The organism is Actinoallomurus acaciae (assembly GCF_042429965.1).
GTDB lineage: Bacteria > Actinomycetota > Actinomycetes > Streptosporangiales > Streptosporangiaceae > Actinoallomurus > Actinoallomurus acaciae.
In genome coordinates this window covers 1-21,800 of the sequence record NZ_JBHLZP010000012.1, presented here as the reverse complement: position 1 = coordinate 21,800, position 21,800 = coordinate 1, and the positions used below count along the sequence as shown (strand labels likewise).

General features: G+C 69.3%; 17 protein-coding genes and 1 pseudogene. 9 read left to right on the top strand and 9 right to left on the bottom strand.

Annotated elements, in window-relative coordinates; genetic code table 11:
• Positions 1-84 precede the first annotated feature (84 nt).
• Both ACFFNX_RS03455 and ACFFNX_RS03450 read right to left on the bottom strand, forming a co-directional pair.
• Positions 85-1,434, bottom strand: a complete 1,350-nt coding sequence (locus ACFFNX_RS03455; protein WP_378194927.1) for an NAD(P)/FAD-dependent oxidoreductase — start codon at positions 1,432-1,434, stop codon at positions 85-87.
• A gap of 31 nt (positions 1,435-1,465) precedes the next feature.
• The gene (locus ACFFNX_RS03450) at positions 1,466-1,735 is read right to left on the bottom strand and encodes a phosphopantetheine-binding protein (RefSeq protein ID WP_378194924.1); all 270 of its coding nucleotides are present in this window, start codon (positions 1,733-1,735) and stop codon (positions 1,466-1,468) included.
• A gap of 383 nt (positions 1,736-2,118) precedes the next feature.
• On the opposite strand from ACFFNX_RS03450, the gene ACFFNX_RS03445 reads away from it, so the two are divergent.
• The 4 genes from ACFFNX_RS03445 to ACFFNX_RS03430 all read left to right on the top strand — a co-directional run bounded on the left by ACFFNX_RS03445 (position 2,119) and on the right by ACFFNX_RS03430 (position 5,899).
• Entirely contained in the window at positions 2,119-3,663 is a 1,545-nt protein-coding gene (locus tag ACFFNX_RS03445; RefSeq protein ID WP_378194921.1) for a DHA2 family efflux MFS transporter permease subunit, read from the top strand.
• Positions 3,647-4,246: an acyl-CoA-like ligand-binding transcription factor gene (locus ACFFNX_RS03440; RefSeq protein WP_378194918.1), complete on the top strand. Its 600-nt coding sequence runs from the start codon at positions 3,647-3,649 to the stop codon at positions 4,244-4,246. The genes ACFFNX_RS03445 and ACFFNX_RS03440 overlap by 17 nt, the downstream gene beginning before the upstream one ends.
• A gap of 222 nt (positions 4,247-4,468) precedes the next feature.
• Positions 4,469-4,891 carry a DUF1579 family protein gene (locus ACFFNX_RS03435; RefSeq protein ID WP_378194915.1) on the top strand — a complete coding sequence of 141 codons (423 nt, stop codon included), beginning with the start codon at positions 4,469-4,471 and terminating at the stop codon, positions 4,889-4,891.
• A gap of 60 nt (positions 4,892-4,951) precedes the next feature.
• The gene (locus tag ACFFNX_RS03430; RefSeq protein WP_378194912.1) at positions 4,952-5,899 is read left to right on the top strand and encodes an alpha/beta hydrolase; all 948 of its coding nucleotides are present in this window, start codon (positions 4,952-4,954) and stop codon (positions 5,897-5,899) included.
• Positions 5,900-5,976: 77 nt separating this feature from the next.
• Here ACFFNX_RS03430 and ACFFNX_RS03425 read toward each other — a convergent pair whose 3' ends face one another.
• From ACFFNX_RS03425 to ACFFNX_RS03410, 4 genes are read right to left on the bottom strand one after another with little or no spacing between them, the layout of a single operon-like run.
• On the bottom strand, positions 5,977-6,978 hold the full coding sequence (locus ACFFNX_RS03425; RefSeq protein WP_446678502.1) for a 4-hydroxy-3-methylbut-2-enyl diphosphate reductase: 1,002 nt from the start codon (positions 6,976-6,978) through the stop codon (positions 5,977-5,979).
• Positions 6,979-6,995: 17 nt separating this feature from the next.
• Positions 6,996-8,081 carry a polyprenyl synthetase family protein gene (locus tag ACFFNX_RS03420; protein ID WP_378194906.1) on the bottom strand — a complete coding sequence of 362 codons (1,086 nt, stop codon included), beginning with the start codon at positions 8,079-8,081 and terminating at the stop codon, positions 6,996-6,998.
• A complete protein-coding gene (gene ispG, locus ACFFNX_RS03415) occupies positions 8,078-9,223 on the bottom strand; it encodes a flavodoxin-dependent (E)-4-hydroxy-3-methylbut-2-enyl-diphosphate synthase (protein WP_378194903.1) in 1,146 nt (381 codons plus the stop codon). The genes ACFFNX_RS03420 and ispG overlap by 4 nt, the downstream gene beginning before the upstream one ends.
• Positions 9,220-11,115 (bottom strand): 1-deoxy-D-xylulose-5-phosphate synthase, encoded by a 1,896-nt coding sequence (locus ACFFNX_RS03410; protein WP_378194900.1) that lies wholly within the window; start codon positions 11,113-11,115, stop codon positions 9,220-9,222. Before ACFFNX_RS03410 ends, ispG begins: the two co-directional genes overlap by 4 nt.
• Positions 11,116-11,399: 284 nt before the next feature.
• On the opposite strand from ACFFNX_RS03410, the gene ACFFNX_RS03405 reads away from it, so the two are divergent.
• Genes ACFFNX_RS03405 through ACFFNX_RS03395 form a run of 3 tightly spaced genes read left to right on the top strand, consistent with a single transcriptional unit; the run spans position 11,400 to position 15,267 of the window.
• Entirely contained in the window at positions 11,400-12,800 is a 1,401-nt protein-coding gene (locus tag ACFFNX_RS03405) for a cytochrome P450 (protein WP_378194897.1), read from the top strand.
• Complete coding sequence (locus ACFFNX_RS03400; RefSeq protein WP_378194894.1) at positions 12,797-14,347, top strand: prenyltransferase/squalene oxidase repeat-containing protein; 1,551 nt, start codon at positions 12,797-12,799, stop codon at positions 14,345-14,347. The genes ACFFNX_RS03405 and ACFFNX_RS03400 overlap by 4 nt, the downstream gene beginning before the upstream one ends.
• The gene (locus ACFFNX_RS03395) at positions 14,344-15,267 is read left to right on the top strand and encodes an isoprenoid biosynthesis enzyme family protein (protein ID WP_378194891.1); all 924 of its coding nucleotides are present in this window, start codon (positions 14,344-14,346) and stop codon (positions 15,265-15,267) included. Before ACFFNX_RS03400 ends, ACFFNX_RS03395 begins: the two co-directional genes overlap by 4 nt.
• Positions 15,268-15,274: 7 nt before the next feature.
• On the opposite strand, the gene ACFFNX_RS03390 is transcribed toward ACFFNX_RS03395, so the two are convergent.
• Positions 15,275-15,868, bottom strand: a complete 594-nt coding sequence (locus tag ACFFNX_RS03390) for a TetR/AcrR family transcriptional regulator C-terminal domain-containing protein (RefSeq protein WP_378194888.1) — start codon at positions 15,866-15,868, stop codon at positions 15,275-15,277.
• Positions 15,869-16,003: 135 nt separating this feature from the next.
• On the opposite strand from ACFFNX_RS03390, the gene ACFFNX_RS03385 reads away from it, so the two are divergent.
• Positions 16,004-17,485 (top strand): MFS transporter, encoded by a 1,482-nt coding sequence (locus ACFFNX_RS03385; RefSeq protein ID WP_378194881.1) that lies wholly within the window; start codon positions 16,004-16,006, stop codon positions 17,483-17,485.
• Positions 17,486-18,117: 632 nt separating this feature from the next.
• A pseudogene (locus ACFFNX_RS03380) lies at positions 18,118-18,815 on the top strand (transposase).
• 9 nt (positions 18,816-18,824) lie between these two features.
• Here ACFFNX_RS03380 and ACFFNX_RS03375 read toward each other — a convergent pair.
• Positions 18,825-20,627, bottom strand: a complete 1,803-nt coding sequence (locus ACFFNX_RS03375; protein ID WP_378194878.1) for a carbamoyltransferase family protein — start codon at positions 20,625-20,627, stop codon at positions 18,825-18,827.
• A 176-nt stretch (positions 20,628-20,803) separates the two neighbouring features.
• Positions 20,804-21,800 (bottom strand): hypothetical protein (locus ACFFNX_RS03370; protein ID WP_378194875.1); only part of this gene is annotated, 997 nt, incomplete at its 5' end.

Below are 21,800 nucleotides of genomic sequence, written 5' to 3'. Positions count from 1 at the left end.
TGAACCGCGGTGGCCGCACCGGACGCGGGACGGCGCCCGCCGCCGGGCGGTGGGACGCCCGGCGGCGCGGCGGTCTTCCAGGGGTCAGAACATCGCGGCGACCGATGTGGACTTCAGGTTGCCGAGGTAGTCGTGCCACAGGTGCGTGGGGTCGGCCTCCACCGCCGCCACGTACTCCTTCATGGCCGTGAGCGCCTCGGGTTCGTCGGTGTCGTACACGTCGCCCTGAAGCATCCGGATGACGTCCGTGCGATAGGCGGGGTCGTGGATGAACGCGGTGAACAGCACGTTCAGCCGGTAGTACATGGAGATGAAGTCGTACCAGATCTGAACACCGCGTCGCAGCGTGCCGGCATAGTTCTCAAAGCTCGCCGCGCGGTAGTCACCGGTCGCGTGTGCCGCGATGATGTCCTTGGCGGCCAGGCGGGCGCTGTTCATCGCGACGCTGACCCCGCTGGAGAAGATCGGGTCCACGAACCTCGCGGCATCGCCGATCAGGACCAGGGAATCGCCGATGATCTGGCGCATTCCGTAGCTGTAGTCGCCTTCCACCTTGAACGGCCGCAGCTGCTTGGAGCTCCTCAGCGCGTCCCCGAGCTCGGAGCGGGTATCCACCGACTCCCAGAAGAACTTCTCCAGATCGTCCTTTGCCGCCTTGAAGCGCTGCTTCTGGGAGACCACTCCGACCGAAGTGATCGACTCGGTGATGGGGATCTGCCAGACCCAGGTGTCCTCGAGAGGAAGGTAGTGGACGAAGATGTAGTCCGCGTCCCCCGGCTTGGTCGCCAGCGCCTTCCTGTCCAGCCCGTCGAACCAGGTGTGCACCGCGTACTGGTTGAAGACCGGGTCGGGCACCTTCACCCTGAGCTGGTTGCCGACCATGGTCTGGCGTCCGCTCGCGTCGGCGACCATGCGCACCGCCACGTCTTTGCGGTCTCCGCCGGCCTTCGTCTGCAGGACGGGACGCGCCCGATCGCTGAAGTCGACCCGGTTGACCCGCGTGCCCTCGAACACCGTGGCACCGAGTTCACGGGCGTGGTCGAGCAGCATCCGGTCGAACCGGCCGCGATCGACATGCCAGGCGTAGTCGCGGTCCACCCCGGACTGCTCGCGCTCGTCGTAGGCGATCTGCGCGAACTCCAGCGTGTGGTTGTTGATCTCGAAATCGACGTTGGCCGCCCGGGTCTCGATCGAGGTCCAGGCCGCGCCGTACTTGCGCGGGAAACCCGCTTCCTCGATCTTGTCTATGATCCCGATGTCGTGCATGACCGGGATCACCGCGGGCACCAGGGACTCGCCCACGTGCTCACGCGGGAAGACCTCGCTCTCGAAGACGGCGACCGAGATGCCGGCCTTCGCGAGATAGCAGGCCAGGGACGCGCCCGCTGGACCACCGCCGATGATTCCTACCTCGAAGTTGTATTCGCCGGACATGCCGCCGTCCCTTCCTTGGCCGGGAGTTTCTTCACGCCTTGGTCTCGCCGAGCGAACCAACGAGGTCGGCGATGCGATTAATGTCCTGGAAGTTCTGGCGTATCATCTGCCCCGGCGGCACGCGGATGTCGAACTGATTGCGGATGTACCCGACCAGCCGCGCGGTGCCCACAGAATTGAGAATGCCCCATTCGAGGAGGGGCGTCTCGGCGGTGAGCTCGACCGACTCATCGTTGAGCATATGCTCCTGGATGTACTGGGTGAGGTCTTTCACCACGACCTCACGGTCGGTGACGCGCATGGTTCTCCTTCACGGATCTGTCCCGGACGCGAGACATGGGAGCCTCATATAGGCCTGTTGGCTGGCTAAGGTTCGGCCGATCACTACCCGGGTCTGCTTCCGTAAATTCGACCGTTCTTCCGAAGGAAGTCTGGTCTGAACCTAACCCGTAATGAACGACCCCCCAACCCCTAGTCGACCCGGATCGTCGCCGGGTCGATTCCGGTCAATTCTTTAGGGGCATTCACGGCCGGGCTGATCCGCCTGCGACGGGGGATCGCCGGCGCGGCCGCACGGGCGTCGCCTCGTCCGGAAAATAGTGGAGGTCTCCTCCAGTCGGTGGTAGCCTCCCTTTGAAAGCTACCCCGTCGAACGACGCCCGAGTCTCCTGGGAGGAGACCTCTATGTACGGTGCGGGTTTACGAAAATGGTGGGCTCTGGCCGCCGTCAACCTGTGCGTCCTGGTGGTGACCCTGGACGGCACCATCCTGTCGGTGGCCCTGCCCGAGCTGGCGAAGGCGCTTTCCGCGACAGAGTCGGACCTGCAGTGGTTCCTGTCCGGTTACCTGCTGACCCTCGCGGCCGGCGTGCTTCCGGCCGGCCTGGCCGGAGACCGGTGGGGCAGGAAGAAGGTGATGCTGGTGTCACTGGCGGCCTTCGGGGTCGGGTCAGTGGTGTGCGCCTACGCACCCTCACCTGGCGTCTTCCTGGCCGCGCGGCTGCTCCTGGGGTTCGCGGGCTCCGGCATCACGGTCATGGCGATGTCGGCGCTGACCGTTCTGTTCAACGACCGTGAGCGGGCCGCGGCGGTGGGCATCTACGAGATCGCCAACTTCCTGGCGCTGCCGGTCGGGCCGATCCTCGGCGGCTGGATGCTGACGCACCTGTGGTGGGGCTGGGTCTTCCTGATCAACGTCCCGGTCGTCGCCGTCGGGCTGATCGTCGGCATCATCCTGGTGCCGGAGTCGCGCGCCAGCCGGCGTCCCGACCTCGACCTCAACGGGACGATCTCGTCGGTCGTCGGGCTCGTGGTGCTGACCTACGGTCTGATCGAGGCGGGTGACCGCGGCTGGACCGCGCCCATCACGCTGACGGCGACGGTGGGCGGCCTCGCGATACTGGCCGGATTCTTCTTCTGGGAGCGCCGGCTCGGCAACCGCGGCGGTCAGCCGATGGTCGATGCCGCTCTGTTCAAGTCCAGGGCATTCTCCTGGGGAGCCATCCTGAGCGGGATGGCAGGCTTGTGCATCGCGGGACTGCTGTTCAGCATGCCGCAGTACTTCCAGGCGGTACAGGGCGCCGACGCCATGGGGTCGGGCCTGAAGATGCTTCCCTTCGTCGTCGGTCTCATCATCGGTGCCCTGCCCGCCAGCCCGCTCGCGAAGGCGATCGGCGCCAGGGCCACCATCGCGATCGGCTTCGTGCTGGCCGGCGTGGGCGCCGGGATCGGCGCCGTGACCAGCGCCGTCTCGGACACCACGTTCGTCGCGATCTGGATGGCGATCCTGTGCGCGGGCGTCGGGCTGGCCCTGACCGCGACGACGTCGGTCGCCCTGTCCGAGCTGTCCGTCGAGCGCAGCGGGATCGGCTCCGCGGTGGTCCAGACGTTCCAGAAGACCTGCGCTCCACTGGGCAGCGCCATCATGGGCAGCGTCCTCGCCGCGTCGTACCAGGCGCATCTCGGCCATGCCGGGCTCCCCGCGGACGTCGCTCCGGAGATCCGCCACAGCGTCTTCAACGGACTGGCCATCGCCGCCCGGCTCGGTTCGGTCTCGCTCGTGCGCAAGATCCGGGAAGCCTTCGCGTACGGCCTGGACATCTCGCTGCTGGCCACGGCCGGAATCGCGCTCGCCGGTCTCATCCTGACGCTGGTGTTCGTGTCCGGGACCAAGGCCGCCGGGCACGCCGGGGCGGCGGTGGCAGAAGGTTCTCATGCGGGCAGGGGCTAACGCGGACGGTTCGGGCCTCCGCGAGCGGAAGAAGGCGCGGACTCGCGCCGCCATCCAGTCCAATGCCCTGCGGCTGTTCCGCGAACAGGGCTACGACGCGACGACGATCGACCAGATCATCGAAGCCGCGGAGGTCTCCGAGAGCACCTTCTTCCGTTACTTTCCCGCCAAAGAAGACCTGGTGCTCCAGGACGACTACCCGGCGATCGTGGAGATGTATCGGGAGCAACCGGCGGACATGCCGCCGGTGCAGGCCATGCGCGCCGGCTTCGCGACCCTGTTCGGCGGCATGACGGCCGAACAGCGTGCCGAGCAGCAGGACCGGGTCGCGCTCTGCATCGGCGTCCCCGCGCTGCGAGCGGCGATGCTCGACCAGTTCTCACAGACCCTGCAGCTCTTCGCCAACGCCATCGCCGCTCGCGCCGGGCGCAGTTCCGACGACTTCAAGGTCCGCACCATCGCTGGCGCGGTGCTCGGGATCATGATGGCGGTCCTGGCCGAAATGGCGGAGAACCCCGAGGCCGACCTGGCCGCCCTGATCGACCGGGGTTTCGTGAATCTCGAATCCGGCCTGGAACTGTGAATGTGAACGAGCGGCCGGAGTCGCCGGGGTGCCGTACGACGCCCCGATTAGGGGGCACGCGCGGAAGTTAGGGGGCGGGAACCACCGCGTGCCGTGATTCGCTTGAGAATGGTGAACCGGACCAAAGACCAGGGCCTCAACCAAAACGAGGCCCGTTCTGGAGTGGAGCCTATGTCGGAAGTAAGCATAGAACTCGTAGGGTCACAGCCGGCTCCCGAGCAGATGCATGATCTGGACTTCCTGCTCGGTTCGATCTCGTGCGTCCTCAACACCGGTACGAAGATGACCGGGGAGATCCGGCCGGTCCTCGGAGGAAGCTATTACGAGTTCCAGCTGACCGTGAACCGCGAGAACGGTCAACAGGTCAATGGAAAGTTCGTCCTGGGCTGGAATGCCGCCGACGAGGTGTTCAGCAGCTACTACTACGACGACGCGGGTATGCAGGGTTCCTCCACCTCGCCCGGCTGGTTCGACGGCCGGCTGACCTTTGAGGGCCGGTACACGCTGGGGGAGGAGCACGCCGATCTCCGGACGGTCTTCAAACGGATCGATGAGGACCACTTCATCGTCGAGGAGCTGATCCTGCAGGACGGCGAGTGGAAGCTGCTCGACACCCAGGACACCCACCGGACGCCGCTGCAGTGAGCCCGGGCGCGGGCCCGGCGGAGCGCGATTCGCTTCGAACCCGTCCGTAGGAGGACCGCGATGCCGTTGGACCGCATACTCCGGCACCTGATCACGTGGCAGAGCGCCGACGGCCCTCCGGCCTCGGCGCGCGCGTTGTCCGTCGAGCAGGCCCGCGAACGGTACCTGGCGAACGCGATCCGTCCTCACCGGGAGGACGGCGGCCCCGGCACGGCCGTGACCGCCGTCGACCGGACGATCGGCAGTACGGACGGGTCGTCGTTCCGCGTCAGGGTGTACAGCCCGGACTCGGATGAGAACCGGGTGGTCACCTACCTGCACGGCGGCGGGTGGGTGCTGGGTGACGTCGACAGCCACGACCAGGTCTGTCGCGTCCTTGCGGCGTCGCTGGGCGCGGTGGTCGTCTCCGCCGACTATCGACGGGCGCCGGAGTTCCCCTACCCCGCCCCGCTGCGCGATGCGATCGCCGCGGCCCGCTGGACGGCCCGGTCCTTCCCGGGCCGCGACCATGTGATCGGCGGCGACAGCGCCGGCGCCAGCCTGGCGCTCGGCGTCGCGTTCGACGCACGCGACACCGGCGACATCGCGTTCGCCGCGCAGCTTCTGGTGTACCCGGCCGTGGACCCGAGCCTGATCATCGCCTCGGCCTGCGAGCACGCCGAGGGGTATCTGCTGAGCGTCGATGACATGGCCTGGAACTACGAGCAGTACGTCCCCGATCCGCGGCGGCGCGGCGAACCCGCCGTCGACCTGCTGAACGCGAACCTCAAGGACCTGCCGCCGACGGTGCTCGCCACGGCCGAGTTCGACCCGCTCCACGACGAGGGTGTGGAACTGGGGGAGCGGCTGTGCGCCTCAGGCGTATCCGTTCGCCATGTTCCCGGGCCGGGTCTCGTCCACGGCTACTTCCTGATGCAGGACATCGTGCCGGCGGCGGCCGCGTGCGCCCGGCAGGCCGTCCAGGAGCTGGACGCGGTTCTGCGGTCGGCGCGGAGCGAGCCCCGCTGAAGCCGCCGTCGGCGCTCGTGGCCGAAAAGCCTGGCATCCCCGAGCGCCGACGCTTCCACGCGAGCGATTTCGCCGCGCTACGTTCGGTCCCTGCGCGCCCCGGTGTCCGCTCGCCGGTCCGTCCCGTCCTGAGACGGGCGAGGCCGGTCGGGGGACGGTCCGGCGCGGAGCTCATGGGGAAGGGCGAATGTGATCGACTCGGTGGTGGTGCGGACGGACTCGACCCGGTCCCAGCCGCGTGCCGCGAGGAAGTCGAGGACCTCGTGGACGAGGGTCTCGGGGGCGGAGGCGCCGGAGGACAGACCGATGGTCTCGATGCCCTCGAGCCAGGCCTCGTCGATCCGCGCGGCGTCCTCGATCAGGTGAGCCCGGCGGGCGCCCGCGTCGCGCGCGACCTCGACCAGGCGGCGGGAGTTGGAGGAGTTGGCCGAGCCGACGATCAGGACGAGGTCGGCGTCGGCGGCGATGTGCTTGACGACCTCCTGCCGGTTCTGGGTGGCGTAGCAGATGTCCGCGCTCGGCGGCCCCTGGAGGTCGGGGAAGCGCGTGGCGAGCACGTCGACGGTCTCGGTGGTCTCGTCCACGGACAAGGTGGTCTGGGACAGCCACGCGAGCCTTCCCCCGTCGGGCACGGTGATCTGGGCGGCGTGCTCGGGCCCGTCGACCAGGGTGATGCGCCCGGGGGCGTGGCCCATGGTGCCGATGACCTCTTCGTGGCCCTCGTGCCCGATCAGGAGGATGTGGTAGTCCTCGGTCGCGTAGCGGTGCGCCTCCTTGTGGACCTTGGTGACCAGCGGGCAGGTGGCGTCGATGGTCCGTAGTCCGCGTGCCTGGGCCTCGGCGCGCACGGTCGGGGCGACGCCATGGGCGGAGTACATCAGGATCGCGCCCTCGGGAGCCTGCGCGGCCTCGTCGACGAACACCGCGCCCTTGGCCTCGAGGTCGCGTACGACGTGGGCGTTGTGGACGATCTCATGCCGTACGTAGACCGGCGCGCCGTAGAGTTCGAGCGCCTTCTCCACCGCGGCCACCGCCCGCTCGACCCCGGCGCAGAAGCCGCGGGGGGCGGCGAGCAGCACACGTTTCCCCTCGCCGCTCACGAGCGCCTCCAGGCGGCCGCGTGCGCGATGGTCCGGAGCGCGTGGTCGGCGGGGGCGGGCAGGGCGGCCGCCGTGAGTGCGTCCAGGGCCTCACGGTAGCGTTCCCCGATCATCCGCTCGACGCCCTCGGCGGCGCCGGTCGCGGTCATGATCTCCCGCGCGCGCTCGGCGTCGGTCTCCCCGATCGCCTGGTTGCCGAGGGTCGCGCGCAGGTCGGCCTCCTGGCGCTCGTCGGCGGCGGCCAGGGCGAGCGCGACCAGGACGGTGTACTTGCCCTCGCGCAGGTCGTCGAGGCGTGACTTGCCGGTCTCGCCCGGGTCGCCGAAGATCCCGAGGAGGTCGTCGCGCAGTTGGAACGCCTCGCCGAGCGGGATCGCGAAGGCGCTGAGGTCATCGAGCAGGCGCTTGTCGGCGCCGGCGAGCGTCGCGCCGAGCTGCAGGGGCCGCTCGACCGTGTATTTCGCGGTCTTGTACCTGATGACGGTGAGCGGCAGGTCGGTGCGCGCCTCCAGGCGTGCGCTGCCGGTGAGGTCCAGGTACTGCCCGTACATGACCTCCGTGCGCATCTCATCGATCAGCGAGAGCGCGGCGGCGAGGCGGTCCGGGTCCAGGCCGACGGCGTGCAGCAGTTCGTCGGACCAGGTCAGCGCGAGGTCGCCGATGAGGATCGCGGCACCGATGCCCAGCTGCTCCACTTCGGCGCGGGGGTGGGTGCGGGTGAACTCGGTGGCCATGCACCGGTGGACGGTGGGCTGGCCGCGGCGGGTGTCCGAGCGGTCCATGACGTCGTCGTGGATGAGGGCGAAGGCGTGGAACATCTCGAGTGCGGCTCCCGCCGACACCAGCCCGGCCGGCTCGGGCCCGCCTCCGGCGGCATGCCAGCCGCACGCGCACAGCAGCGGCCTGATCCGCTTGCCGCCGGCGGCGAAGAACGACCGGAGCTCCTCGACCGCGCGCGTGGGAAAGGCCTGTGACCGTGCGGCACGGCCCTTCCCGGCGAGGAACGCCTCGAGGCGCGCCTCCACCTGGACCCGGTACGAGTCGAGGTCGAGCTCCGTGGGTGAGGCGAGGGTCCCGGTCACGAGTTCTCCTCCGGGGTCGGTGCGTTGTCGGACTCGGTGATGCGCAGCGCTTCTTCGAGGAGCCGTTCGACGATCTGGTTCTCGGGGACGGTGGCCACGACCTGGCCGCGTACGAAGATCTGGCCTTTGCCGTTGCCGGAGGACACGCCGAGGTCCGCCTCGCGCGATTCGCCGGGACCGTTGACGACGCAGCCCATCACCGCCACGCGCAGCGGGTGGGGGAACCCGTCGAACGCCGCCTCGACCCTCTTGGCGAGGGTGTGGATGTCGACCTGAAGCCGCCCGCACCCGGGGCAGGAGACGATCTCGAGGCGGCGTGCGCGCAGCCCGAGCGAGGCGAGAATGTGGACGCCGGCCTTGACCTGCTCGACCGGTGGTTCGGACAGGGAGACGCGGATGGTGTCGCCGATCCCCTCCGCCAGGAGGATCCCCATCGCGGTGGCGGATTTGATCGACCCCTGGAAGGCGGGCCCGGCCTCGGTCACCCCGAGATGCAGGGGGTAGTCGCAGGCGCGGGCGAGGATCCGGTTGGCCTGGATCATCACGAGGGGGTCGTGGTGCTTGACGGCGATCTTCAGGTCGGTGAAGCCGTGCTCCTCGAACAGCGAGCACTCCCACAGCGCCGATTCGGCCAGGGCGTCGGGAGTGGGGCCGCCGTGCTTGGCCAGCAGCCGTGGGTCGAGGGAGCCGGCGTTGACCCCGATGCGGATCGGAACGCCCGCCGCGCCCGCCTCCTGGGAGATCCGCTGGACCTGGTCGTCGAAGCGCTTGATGTTCCCGGGGTTGACCCGTACGGCCGCGCATCCGGCGTCGATGGCGGCGAACACGTACCGGGGCTGGAAGTGGATGTCGGCGATCACCGGGATCGGGGAGCGCGCGACGATCCGGGGAAGCGCGTCGGCGTCGTCCTGGGAGGGCACCGCGATCCGTACGATGTCGCACCCGGCGGCGGTGACCGCGGCGATCTGCTGCAGAGTGGCGTCGACGTCGGCGGTGACGGTGGTGGTCATCGTCTGCACGCTGATCGGCGCGCCGCCGCCCACGGGCACACCTCCCACGTCGAGCCGCTTGCTGGTCCGGCGCGGGCGCAGCACCCCGCCTTGCGGGGGCAGGGCCGGGGTGGGCAAGTCGATGAGGGTCATCGCATCCTCTCGGCAGGTTGAGCGAGTGACGACGGAGTCGTACGGGAGAGCGCGTCGATCGAGGCGCGCACGATGCCGGCGGCATCGAGTCCGTGCGCCGCGAGCAGCTCGCCGCGTCCGCCGTGCTCGAGGAACTCCCGCGGCAGCCCGAGCACCCGCACCGGGGTCGACAGGCCGGCGTCGGAGCAGGCGAGGGCGAGCGCGGCGCCGAACCCTCCGGCGCGGCACCCGTCCTCGACCGTCACCACCAGGTCGTGGTCCCGGACGAGTTCGAGCACGGCCGAGGGAACCGGCAGGACCCAGCGGGGGTCGGCGACCGTCGCACCGATTCCTCGCGCTTCGAGCTGCCGCGCGGCTTCGACGGCGCTCGTGGCCAACGGGCCGCAGGCGAGCAACAGCACATCGCGCCGGCCCGTCTCGGAGCGGTGGAGGACATCGATCCCGTCGATGCCCTCAAGCCGGGGGGTCTGCGCTCCCGCCGTCCCCTTCGGGAACCGGATCACGCACGGTCCCGTCCCCGTGGCCGCCTCGCGCAGCAGTGCTCTGAGCTGCGCGGGGTCGCGCGGGGCGGCCACCCTCAGCCCGGGGATCTGGGCGAGGAATCCCAGGTCCCACATGCCGTGGTGACTCGCCCCGTCCGGCCCGGTGACCCCGGCGCGGTCGAGCACGATCGTCACCGGCAGACGATGCAGGGCGACGTCCATGAGCACCTGGTCCAGCGCCCGGTTCAAGAAGGTGGCGTAGAGCGCGATCACGGGCCGGCGCCCGGCCATCGCCATTCCGGCCGCGGTGCAGACCGCCTGCGCCTCGGCGATCCCGACGTCGAAGAACCGCCCGGGGAAACGCTCGGCGAAGGCGGCCAGACCCGTCGGCGCGCGCATCGCGGCACTCAGGCACACGATGTCGGCGAACTCCGCGCCCAGCTCGGCGATCTCCCGCCCGAACACCTCCGTCCAGGAAAGACCCGAAGGAGCGTGGGGCCGGCCGGTCACGGGATCGAGCACCCCGATCCCGTGCATCCGATCCGCCGGGTCCGTCTCCGCCGGCGCCCACCCGCGGCCCTTGTCGGTGACCGCGTGCACCACCGCGACCCGGCCGAGGTCGCGCGCCTGACGCAGCGCCGCCTCCACCGCCGCGATGTCGTGTCCGTCCACCGGGCCGAGGTAGGCGAGCCCCAGCTGCTCGAACACGTTCGGCCCGCCGGTCGTGGAACCGCGGCGGCCGGAGCGCAGTTCGGCCAGGTGCCGGGCGAGCCCGCCGATCGTCGGGTCGTAGGAGCGGGCGTTGTCGTTGAGGACGACCACCACCGGCAGCTCGGGACGCTCGGCCAGATTGTTCAGCCCCTCCCACGCGAGGCCCCCGGTCAGCGCCCCGTCCCCGGTCACCGCCACCACGCACTTCCCCGCGCGGCGCTCATCGAGCCCGAACCCGGCGGCCAGCCCGTGCGCGTAGGAGAGCGCCGTCGAGGCGTGGGAGTTCTCCACCCAGTCGTGCACGGACTCCGCCCGCGACGGGTAGCCGGACAGGCCCTGGCGCTGGCGCAGGCTCCCGAACTCCTTCGCCCGCCCGGTAAGGATCTTGTGGACGTACGCCTGGTGCCCGGTGTCGAACACGATCGCGTCCTGCGGGGAGTCGAACACCCGGTGCAGCGCGATCGACAGCTCCACCACGCCCAGGTTCACTCCCAGATGCCCCCCGGTCGCGCACACCCGCTCCACCAGCAGGGCCCGGATCTCGCCGGCGAGGCCGTGAAGTTCGCCGTCGTCCATCGCGAGCAGCGCCGCGCGGTCGACGACGGGTGCGGGCTCCGGCCCGTACGCCGCCTGGCGCAGCGTGCCGGCGTCCGGTCTCGCCGCCAGGGCATTGAGTGCGACCTGCTCAGCCACAGGCATCCTCCTGCCTTCATTAACGACGATTCGTCTGAGCCCTCGCCGATTAAAAATGCGGTTTTTACGTGTACTGCATTCATTTGTGCTGCCGGTGAGCCGAGCGGCAAGGCCCGTGTGCGGATGGATTTGTCGCGCTTCAGGGTCCATGTCGCGCCTCCCGTCCTCCCCGCCACCGGACTTCCACCCGCGCGAGGACATCGCGGCAGCGCGACACATTTTGAAAGCGCGACATGTTGGGTGTACCCGGCCTCTGTCGGGGGAGACCGCGATCTGCGGTAATCGGAGTCATGTCGGAGCGATATGTCATGGGTACGGCCCCGCGGAGCCTGCCACTAGCAGGTCACGCAATACCACTACTATTCCGGCCGCTTGAATTCCTGAGAACGCTCCCATCATCCGGTGACATCGTGATACTCCGGGCCGGTCCCAGCAAGGTCTACGTTCCGTGCCATCCCGACCTGTTCCGGCAGGTGCTCAAAGAGGCCTGGGTCTATGACAAAGGCGGTCTGACCTACGATCGTGGCCGCGAGTTCTTCGGCAACGGCCTGGCCAGTTCCCGCTGGAACGACCATCGAGAGCAGCGCCGGTTGATGCAGCCGTCGTTCGACCACAAGCACATCAGCCGCTACGTCGAACTCATGGCCCACGAAGTGGACGCCCTGACGAGTACCTGGCGATCAGGGGACGTCATCGACGTCGGCAAGACGATGGGGGCCCTCGCGCTCCGTGTCACGACGAGAGTCCTGTTCTCGGTGCCGGCCGATGACCAGTGGGTCGCGCAGGTCGAGCGATGGCTCCCGATCCTTCTGGACGGCGTCTACTGGCGTGTGCTCCTCCCGGCGCCCCTCGTGTCACTCGCTCCCACGAGGGTGAACCGGCTGTACCCCCGTGCGATCGCCGAGATGCGGAAGATCACCGAAGAGTTCATCAACGCGCGGCGGCGGGACGAGAACCAGGACGACAGTCTGTTGTCCACTCTGCTGAACGCGCGCAATGAGACGACCGGAGCTCCGCTTCAGACTCAGGAGATCTTCGATCAGGTCCTGACCCTTTTGATCGCCGGCATGGAGACCACGGCGAATTCGCTGGCGTTCATCTTCCATTTGCTCGGCAGGCATCCCGAGGCCGCCGCCAGGCTTCGGGACGAGGTCGACGGATCGCTCGCCAGTCGAGTGCCTCGCTTCGAGGACTTCGCCGGACTGGCGTTCACCAGGCAAGTGGTCATGGAGACCCTTCGCCTGTACCCGCCGGCATGGATGTTCAGTCGCGCCACCACCGAGGCCTGCGAGCTCGGCGGTCATGAGTTTCCCGAGGAAACGGCGTTTCTGCTCAGTCCATACATGCTGCACCACAATCCGGACCTGTTTCCCAGTCCCGATGCCTTCGACCCGGACCGCTGGCGTCCCGGCGGAATGAGCGAAGAGGCGCGTAAGGCGCATCTTCCCTTCAGCTTCGGCCCCAGAAAGTGCATCGGCGACCAGTTCGCGCTCACCGAGATGATGCTGGCCGTCGCGACGATCGTGGCCCGCTGGCACCTGAGCCCGCTCGACGATCGGCCGCTGCGGCCCGTCGCCCGGGGCACTCTGGGGCCGGGTCGCCTCCGGATGAGGCTGCAGGAACGCCGGCAGGAACCGGTACGGGCCGCGACGGCCGCGGATCACCGAGGCCGAGAGGCGGGCCGATCATGAGCGTGACCACCTTCACCGACGTGCGGCAGCCGGCTCAGGAGCTCATCGATGAGATGGCCGCCGACCCCGGCGGTCTCGTGACGCCGTCGATCTATGAGACCGCGCAGCTGGTCGCATCCGCACCGTGGCTGGACGGTCATCGAGGGCGCGTGGACTTCCTGCTGGCTCAACAGCATCAGGACGGGACCTGGGGTGGGCCGGAGCTCTACCGGCTGCTGCCCACGCTCAGCGCCGTCGACGCCCTGCTGTCGGTCGCGGAGGCCGATGGGACGCGGCGGGCCGGCCGGGCCGCCGCATCCGGGTTGGCCGCGCTGAACCAGCGGTTCTCCCGGGAGGCCGAGCTGCCGGACACCATCGCCGTGGAGTTCCTCGCGCCTCTGCTGATCGAACGGATCAACCGGCGACTGGCCCGGGCGGACGGCCGGTGGTCAGCCGGACCGGCCGGGATGCCCGGCCGGCTGGACCTCGTGGCCGATACGCGTCCCCTGAGTCAGATGCGCGAGTACCTCCGCGGTCACTCCGCCATCCCGGAGAAGACCTGGCACTCGCTGGAGGCCCTCGGTGCCCCGGCCGTCCGGTCGTCCACCGTCATTCCGGTGGGCGGGGCGGTGGGCAATTCCCCCGCGGCGACGGTCGCCTGGCTCGGCGACCCGCCCCACACGGATGCCGCACGGGCAAGCCTGGACTACCTGCGCCAAGCCCAGGCGCGGCACGGAGGACCGGTCGCGGGGAGCACCGTGATCACCTACTTCGAACAGGCCTGGGTGGTGTCGGCGCTGTCCGGCGCCGGCCTGCGCGTGGAGGTCCCCGCCCAGGTCACGGACTGCCTGCGGGCCTCTCTGCAGGAGACGGGCGCGCCGGCCGGCCCCGGGATCCCCGCCGACTCCGACGACACCGGCGCCGTCCTGCACGCCCTCGATCTCGCGGGTATGCCGGAGTCGGCCGACTGCCTGTGGGGATACGACACCGGCCGCTACTTCCAGTGCTTCCCGGGAGAACGGACCCCTTCCACCTCGACCAACGCGCATGTCCTCATCGCCCTGGCGGACCGTCTCGGGCAGGACGACCCGCGCTGTGGCCAGGCCGCGGAGCGCGTCGGACGCTGGCTCATCGAGCAGCAGCACGCCGACGGTCACTGGATGGACAAGTGGCACGCTTCTCCGTACTACGCGACCATCTGCTGCGCGGCGGCCCTGGCCCGCCTGGACGGGCCGTGGGCGTCCGCGGCCGTGGACGACGCCGTCCGCTGGGTGCTGGACACGCAGCGCGCCGACGGATCGTGGGGACGGTGGACGGGCACCGGCGAGGAGACCGCCTACGCCGTGCAGATCCTCAATCACGGCGCGCCCTCCGGCCCGGAGGCCGTCGAGGCCATCCTCCGCGGCAGGACATTCCTGACCGGCCAGATCGAGGACGACGCCGATGACCTGCCGCTGTGGCACGACAAGGACTTGTACGCGCCGCCCAGGGTCATCCGCGCCGAGATTCTCGCCGCCCTGGCCGTGACGCGTCACCTGGCCGCGGTTCACGATCGGGCGCTGTCGTGACGCAGACCCTCACCGAGCACCCGTATCCCTCCGCCGCGCAATGCGCACCGGTCGGTCTGCTGGCGCTGGAGATCCTGGGTGATCTGCGGGCCTGGGCCGCGGAACACCCGCAGCTCTTCCGGACCGTGCCCACGGAGGCCCTGGCGATCTCCGCCGCGGCGATCGGCCCGTGGCGCAGCGCGGCTGAGCTCCAGCTGACGGCCCGCATGTACATGTGGGCCACCGCCCTGGACGACCATTGCGAGGAGAACGTACAGAGCCTCGCCGAACTCGACGACCTGTTCGACCGCTGCAATGCGATCTTCCAGGGCGGCCGACGAGACGACAGCCACCCCCTGCTGACCGTGTTGTCCGGCTGGCAGTCCGAGCTGGCCCGCCATCCCCGCTACCCGCCGCTGGCCGGTCTGTGGGCCGACGGATGCGCCGAGACCCTGCGCGGTCAGCGGTACGACTGGACCGCCGGCCGAGCCCGAGACGGCGGGGACGGCCCGTCCGACCCCGAGGAGTACCTGAGCCACGCCGCCAGCGTCTCCGCATGGATGTGCCACTTCCCGAGCTGGGTCACCAGCGATCGTGGCGATCTGCTGGACAACCTGGCCGTCCTCGACGGCGCCCTGAGGGAGATCCAGGTCGCCATCCGCCTCGCCAACGACCTGGCCACCTTCTCGTGGGAACGAACCCGGCCCGGCGAGAACAACATTCTGATGTACGACACCTCGCCCCAGTGGGTGCGCGGCGAGCTCGCCCGGCGTTCCGCGACGGCACGACGGATGCTGGACCCGCCGGCCACCTCCGGCTTCCCGCCTGCCGCCGAACTCCTCCGCCTGCTCGACTGGTCGGTCACCTTCTACGGCCGCGCCGACCTCCGCGGATGGGGATCGGACGCAGGGCCTCGGCGTTCGCCGCGGACATCTGGCTGATCACGACTCAGCGGGTGGCGGGAGCCGGCTGGATCCGGCCGGCGATGCCCTGGATGAAGGTGTCCAGCCCGTACGCGAACCGTTGCGTCGGATCGGTGCTCGTCAGGGAGTCGATGGCCTCCGCGTACTGCGGCGACACGTCGGTTGCGAGGTGGGCCTTGCGGCTCTGCCATTCATCGCCGGACGACGGATGCACCTGGGTCTGTTCCTCGATGGTGTGGCCGAGCACGTAGTAGCCGAGGGCGAAGGCGAGCGCCCCGGCCTCGGCCGGGGCCAGGCCCGCTCCGCAGAAGATGGTCACCGCGAGGTCGCCGAGGGCGATGGTGGCACCGGTGGCGTGCGTGGAGGCCACCAGGCGTGCGCCGTCGCGATGCGCGAGCAGGGCCGTCCGGAACCGGGCGCCCAGGATGGAGACCTGGTCGTGCCAGGGGGCGTCGGGCAACGGGTCCCCGATGCCCTCGAGGATCTTCTCGGCCATCGCGTCGAGCAAGGCTGCCTTGTTCGGAAAATGCCGGTAGAGGGCGCCGCCCTGCACGTTGAGGGCAGCGCCGAGCTTGCGCATCGTCAGGCCGTCGAGCCCTTCGGCGTCAAGGAATTTCAAGGCACCTTCGACCACGTCTGCTTTTCGCAGCAGCATCCATCGCTCCAGCGTTGACAACCTTCTCACCGCATCATAGCGTGAACCACGTTCACTGTGAACGCCGTTTACCGTGAACGCCGTTTACAAGGAGGCTCCATGTCCGAGACCCGAGCCGCGCCGAGTGCCCCGGCGGTCCTTCGGCCGAATCTGCCGCTCGGCGTCGTGGTGGCGATGTCCTGCCTGGCGTTCTTCATGGTCGTGCTCGACACCACCATCGTCACCCTGGCCCTGCCGCAGATGCGGACCGGGCTGGGCCTGTCGGACAACCAGCAGCAGTGGGTCATCAGCGGCTACCTGATCACCCTCGGCGGCTTCCTGCTGCTGGCCGCCAGGGCCGGCGACCTCTTCGGCCACAAACGGATGTTCCTCTTCGGCGCGTTCGTCTTCACCGTCGCCAGCCTGGTCGGCGGCCTGGCCACCGGCCCGGCCATGCTGCTCGCGGCCCGGTTGGTCCAGGGTCTCGGCGCGGCCGCGCTGCAGCCCACCAGCCTGAGCCTCATCACCGCCAGCCACCCCGATGAGGGTCGGCGACGTCGTGCCCTCGCGCTCTGGAGCGCCATGGGCGGGGCGGCCGGCACGTTCGGAGTCATCATCGGCGGCGTTCTCACCACCGAGCTGAGCTGGCGGTGGGTGCTGTTCATCAATGTCCCCTTCGGCGCCGCGCTGTTCGTCGCCGCGCTCCTGACGCTGCTCCCGGCCCCCGCCAGTACCGAGCCGATCCGCCTCGACCTGCCCGGTGCCCTCAGCGCCACCCTCGGGATCGGGGCGCTCAGCTACGGCCTCTCGCAGGCGTCCTCCGACGGGTGGCGGTCGTGGAGCGTCGTGATCGCCCTTGCCGTCGCCGTGGTCCTCATCGCCGGGCTCGTGGTGGTCGAGGCCACCAGTTCCCGGCCCCTCATCCCGCCGGCCCTGTTCCGCCTGGGCGGCCTGCGGATCGGGAACCTGGTCATGCTTTTGATGGGGGTGACCATGAACGCGATGTTCTTCTTCGTCGCCCTGTACCTCCAGCAGGCCATCGGCTACAGCGCCCTGCGCGCCGGCATGGCCATGGTGCCCGTGACCGTCGTCCTCGTCATCGCCGGCATCGCCGCCCGCGGGCTCATCCCCGTACTCGGCCCCCGCCTCACGCTCGTCATCGGCGGGCTCATCACCGCCGGCGGCCTGGTCTGGCTGTCCAGAGTGCCCACCCACCCCCCGGTGTACGTGGTGCACTTCCTCGGCCCCACCCTGGTCATCGGGATCGGCCTGAGCCTCATGCTCCTCACCGTCACCCTCACCGGCACCACCGGCGTCGACCCCGCGAACGCCGGCGCCGCCGCCGGGCTGCTCAACACCTCCCGCCACATCGGCGGAGCCATCGGCCTCGCCGTACTCACCACCGTCGTCGCCACCGTGACCAGCCACGCCCTCCACCACTCCACCCGCCTCGGCGCCGTTGTCCACGGCTACCGCGTCGCGTTCCTCGTCTGCGCGGGCGTCATGCTCGTCGCCGCCCTGGCCTCCCTGGCCCTGCCCGCCGCGGCGCCCCAGACCGACGAGAAGGCCACCGAGAAGAGGGCCAAGGCGGATGCCACCTGATCCGAGGCACGGGACGCCGCATCCGTACTGACCAGCGGCGGGGTCGGCCCGGTAGGCGCCCTCGCCCCGTATCGCCGCGCAACGGCCGGCCTGCGAGCCGCTGCGCGGCGATACCGCGTCGCGGCACGGTCCACCGGGTGCGGCGCGCTCCCACTCGGGCCGCCGCGCCAAGTGATCCGAAGGCCCGGACACGGCGGGGATCCGCACCGCGGCCGTCCGCCCGCGGGGTCCACGGCTCGTTGGCGGGGATCGCCAAGGCGGTGCTGCGGGCCGTCCTGGACGGGGAGATGACCGAACATTTGGGCTGTGAGAAGGGCGAATGTCCGGCTTAGCCGGGCGGCGATCACCGTGACGGCCGCTCGTCTAAGGACGGTGCTGGCCGAGGTCGGTGCGGTTCCGCTGCGGGTCCCGTGGGATCGGGTGCCCAGGCACGGCCGCCGTGTCGGGGGCTTCGATGCGGCCATTGTCAGTCTTGATGCCAAAGGGGCTGACCGCCGGAGGGATCCGGGTGCATCTGGTGGAGATCGATGACGTGGAGGTCTCCCGTGATCTGATCTCGCGGGTGACCGGCCGGGTCGGGCGAGGAACTGGCGGCATGGCAGTCCCGCCCCCTCGACGCGGTTTACCCGGTTGTGCTGATCGACGCCCCGCACGTGAAGAACGGTCAGGTCACCAACCGCCCGATCTACATCGCCGTGGGCATCAAGTGTCACGGCGAACGCGACGTCCTCGGCCCGTGGGTGGGCACCGGCGGTGAAGGGGCGTGCTGGCCGAGTTGAAGAACCGCGGAATCAACGATGTGTGCATCGCCTGCTGCGACGGCCTCAAAGGGCTACCGGAGGCGATCAACCAGATCTGGCCCCAGGCCACCGCCGGCAATGCGTGGTGCACCTGGTGCGGGCCTCGCTGCGCTATACCGCCAAAGGTCACTGGAGCCAGATCACCGAACACCTGCGCGAGATACACCGCTCCCACCGTCGATGCCGCTGAGGGACGGTTCGCCGACTTCGAGGCGGCCTGGGGACAGAAGTATCCGGCGATCATCCGGCTATGGCGTTCGGCCTGGGAGCGGTTCACCCCGTTCTTGGCGTTCCCGCCGCAGATCCGAAAGGTCATCTACACCACCAACGCCATCGAGAGCCGACCAAGCCACACTCAAGGCGCTCCACCCGGTCATCCCCAGCCCGCACAAGAACCGGACCAACGGCGACCGCATCACCCTCCACTAGAAGAAGTGATCACCGGCCCGCCCACAAAGATCCGGACAGTCCCGACAGGCGGTCCGGGAAAAGGCTCAGGCCCTGCCACGTCCGGACGTGGCAGGGCCTGAGGCCGGAGGTCATGCGGACTCGTCGGCCTTCGTGACGAGGTAGTTGCCGAGCACCAGGTAGTCGATCTCGGTGCCCAGGAAGCAGTTCAGCGCGTCGGCCGGGGTGCAGACGATCGGCTCGCCGGCCACGTTGAAGGAGGTGTTGATCAGGCAGGGCACGTCGGTCAGCGCGGTGAACTTGCGCAGCAGCGCCGCCAGCAGCGGCGTGTCCTGATCGTTGATCGTCTGGATCCTGGACGTGCCGTCGACGTGGGTCGCGCCCGGGATGATGTCGTGGAACTCCGGCCGTACCGGGAAGACGAACGTCATGTACGGCGAACGGGTCTTGCGGCCCATTTCAAAGACCTTCGGCGCATCCGGTTCGAGCACGAGCGGCGCGAACGGCCGGAACGGCTCGCGGTGCTTGACCCTGGTGTTGATGACGTCCTTGATGTCCGGGAACTTCGGGTTCGCAAGGATGCTGCGGTGGCCCAGCGCTCGCGGACCATGCTCGATCCGGCCCTGGTGCCAGCCGATGATGACCTTCTCGGTGAGCAGCTTGGCCACCTGATCGACGATCTCGTCCTCGCTCAGCCGGGTCCAGTTCACCCGGTCGGCGAACTCCCGCAGGGTCCGCTCGGTCGTCTCGGCGTCGTACTCCGGCCCGAGGTACGGGGTGACCGGCTCCGGGGTCTTCACCTTGCCGACGTTGTCCGGGTGATTGGCCCAGGCGTACGCGGCGGCGCCGATGACGATTCCCGTGTCGCTGGCGGCGAAACTGACCTCCATGTCGGTGAACCGCGACCCCTCGAACAGCTGGGTGTTGTTGAGGCAGTTCAGCGCCACGCCGCCCTCGAACAGCAAGTGGTCCAGATCGGTCTTGGCCTCCAGCGCGCGGAGCTGGTGGTTCGTGACGACGCCCAGCATCTCCTGCGCAGCGGCGGCTATGCCGGCCTTGTACTCGACGGTGTCCTGCAGCGGACCGAAGTGCTGCTCGAGCAGGGGATCGACGTAGCGGGTGTTGTGCAGATCCGCGGGCGGCAGGTGGAGGGTGTAGCGCCCGTTGTCGTGCAGTTCGACGACGTGTTCCAGGAACGGGTTCGGCGAGGGCGGCTCGGCGAACCCGGCCAGCCCCATGACCTTGTACTCGTCCATGTTCGGTACGAAGCCAAGGAATCGCGTGATCGAGTTGAACAGGATCCCGATCGAGTCGTTTCCGGTGATGGTCGACTCTTCGAAAATGCGGATCTTGCCGTCGCGGAACTCTCCCATCATCGAGGAGAAGATCTCAGCGCGGCCGTCACTGATGAGGAACGCGGTGTCCTCCATGCCCGACACGTAGTAGCCGGTCGTCGCGTGGGCGAGGTGGTGGGGCACGAACACCACCTTGTCCGGGTCGGGGCTGAAGCCGGTGCGCGCGGCGAAGTCGGCGAGAACGGCCTCGTGGCTGAGGGCCCCGGTGAACAGCGCACCCATGCGCCGGAGGAAGTCGATCTTCTGAGCGGGCTCGCCGGGCATGGCCGCGACGCCGCCCAGCGTCATGTCGAAGACCTCGCCGGAGAAGTTCCAGGGGACCGCGATGAGGTCGATGTCGGAGAATTGAATTCCCGCGTGCTCCAAGACCCAATTCACCGAATTGAAGGGGAAGTCGGAGGTCTTCTTTATCCGGTTCAGCCGCTCTTCCTCGACCGCGGCGACCAGCTTGCCGTCCACCAGCAGGGATGCGCCCGCGTCGTGGCCGATGATGTAGTGCTTGTCGATGCCGACCAGGCCAAAATGCTCGGCGAAAATATCGGCAATGCGGGTGAAACCGTTGCATCCCAGGACGATCACCAGGCGTCTCCTTATCTATCGCGCTGCGGCATGCACTGTCCCCCGCTGCATTTCGATCCGCGTCGGATATCGCTTCGGAGCTGACCGTCGACGTAGCGAGATATTCGGGGGCTCTCACGGATTTATGGCACCGTTAAATGGCTGACGACCCTTCCTGGTCAGATTACTTGTATAGATCAGTCCGGACAATGTGAAGAATGCACTATCGTTGATGAATTTCTTACAAGTCCGCTGGTCCGCACCTGCCGGCCGGCAACGGACAGCGGCCCCAGACCGGCCAGCGCCTCGAGCACCTGTGGCATCAGGTCCGGGGGAGCCGACCGGGTCGGGACCACGCCGATCGCGTTCACGTCGCCCAGCCACCCGGCGGCGATGTCGCCCGCGGCCGCCAGCCGGCGGACGCTCCGGCAGCCCGCGGCGGCTTCGGCCTGCATGTGAGCGGCGTCCGGATCGTCGACGGCGCCGAGGACCAGGGTGAGGTCGCTCGCCGCGGCGACCAGGCGGACGGTCGCGGCCCGGTCGCCGGCGGCATGACAGAGCGCGTCGAAATGCTGCCCGCGCACCCGGGGGAAACGGGCCCGCAGGGCAGAGATCATCGCAGCCGCGTCCTCCACCGGGATCCCGGTCTGCACCACGAGCGAAAGCCTGTCCGGGTCGATCCCGGTCCGCCGAGGGTCGGGCACCTGCGCGGCATCCCGCATCGGCAGCACCGACTCCGGCGCCTGGGAGACCGACACCTTCTCCGCCGGGGAGCCGGGGGTCCCGGTGATCAGCACCACCGTGTCACCGCGGTCCGCGTAGGCCCGTACGTCGCGGTGCGCCAGGGCGGCCAGCGGACAGGTCGCGTCCACCACCGTGAGCCCGCGCGCGGCGGCCTCCGCCCGTACCGGCAGCGGCACCCCGTGCGCCGGGAACACCACGACCGACGTGTCCGGCACCGCGTCCAGATCGTCGATGATCGTGACACCGGCCGCGGTGAGCCTCGCGAGCCGGTCCACCGCGGCGACCGGCCGTCCGTACACGACCACCGGCGCGTCCGGCGGCGCGTCGCGGGCCGCCTGGAGGATGGTCTCGATGCCCGTACGGGCGCCCGCGCAGTCGGGATCGGCGTCCGCCACGAGCAGGCGGCGCGACCGCAGCACCTCGGCCCACCGGGCGATGAGGTCCGCGCAC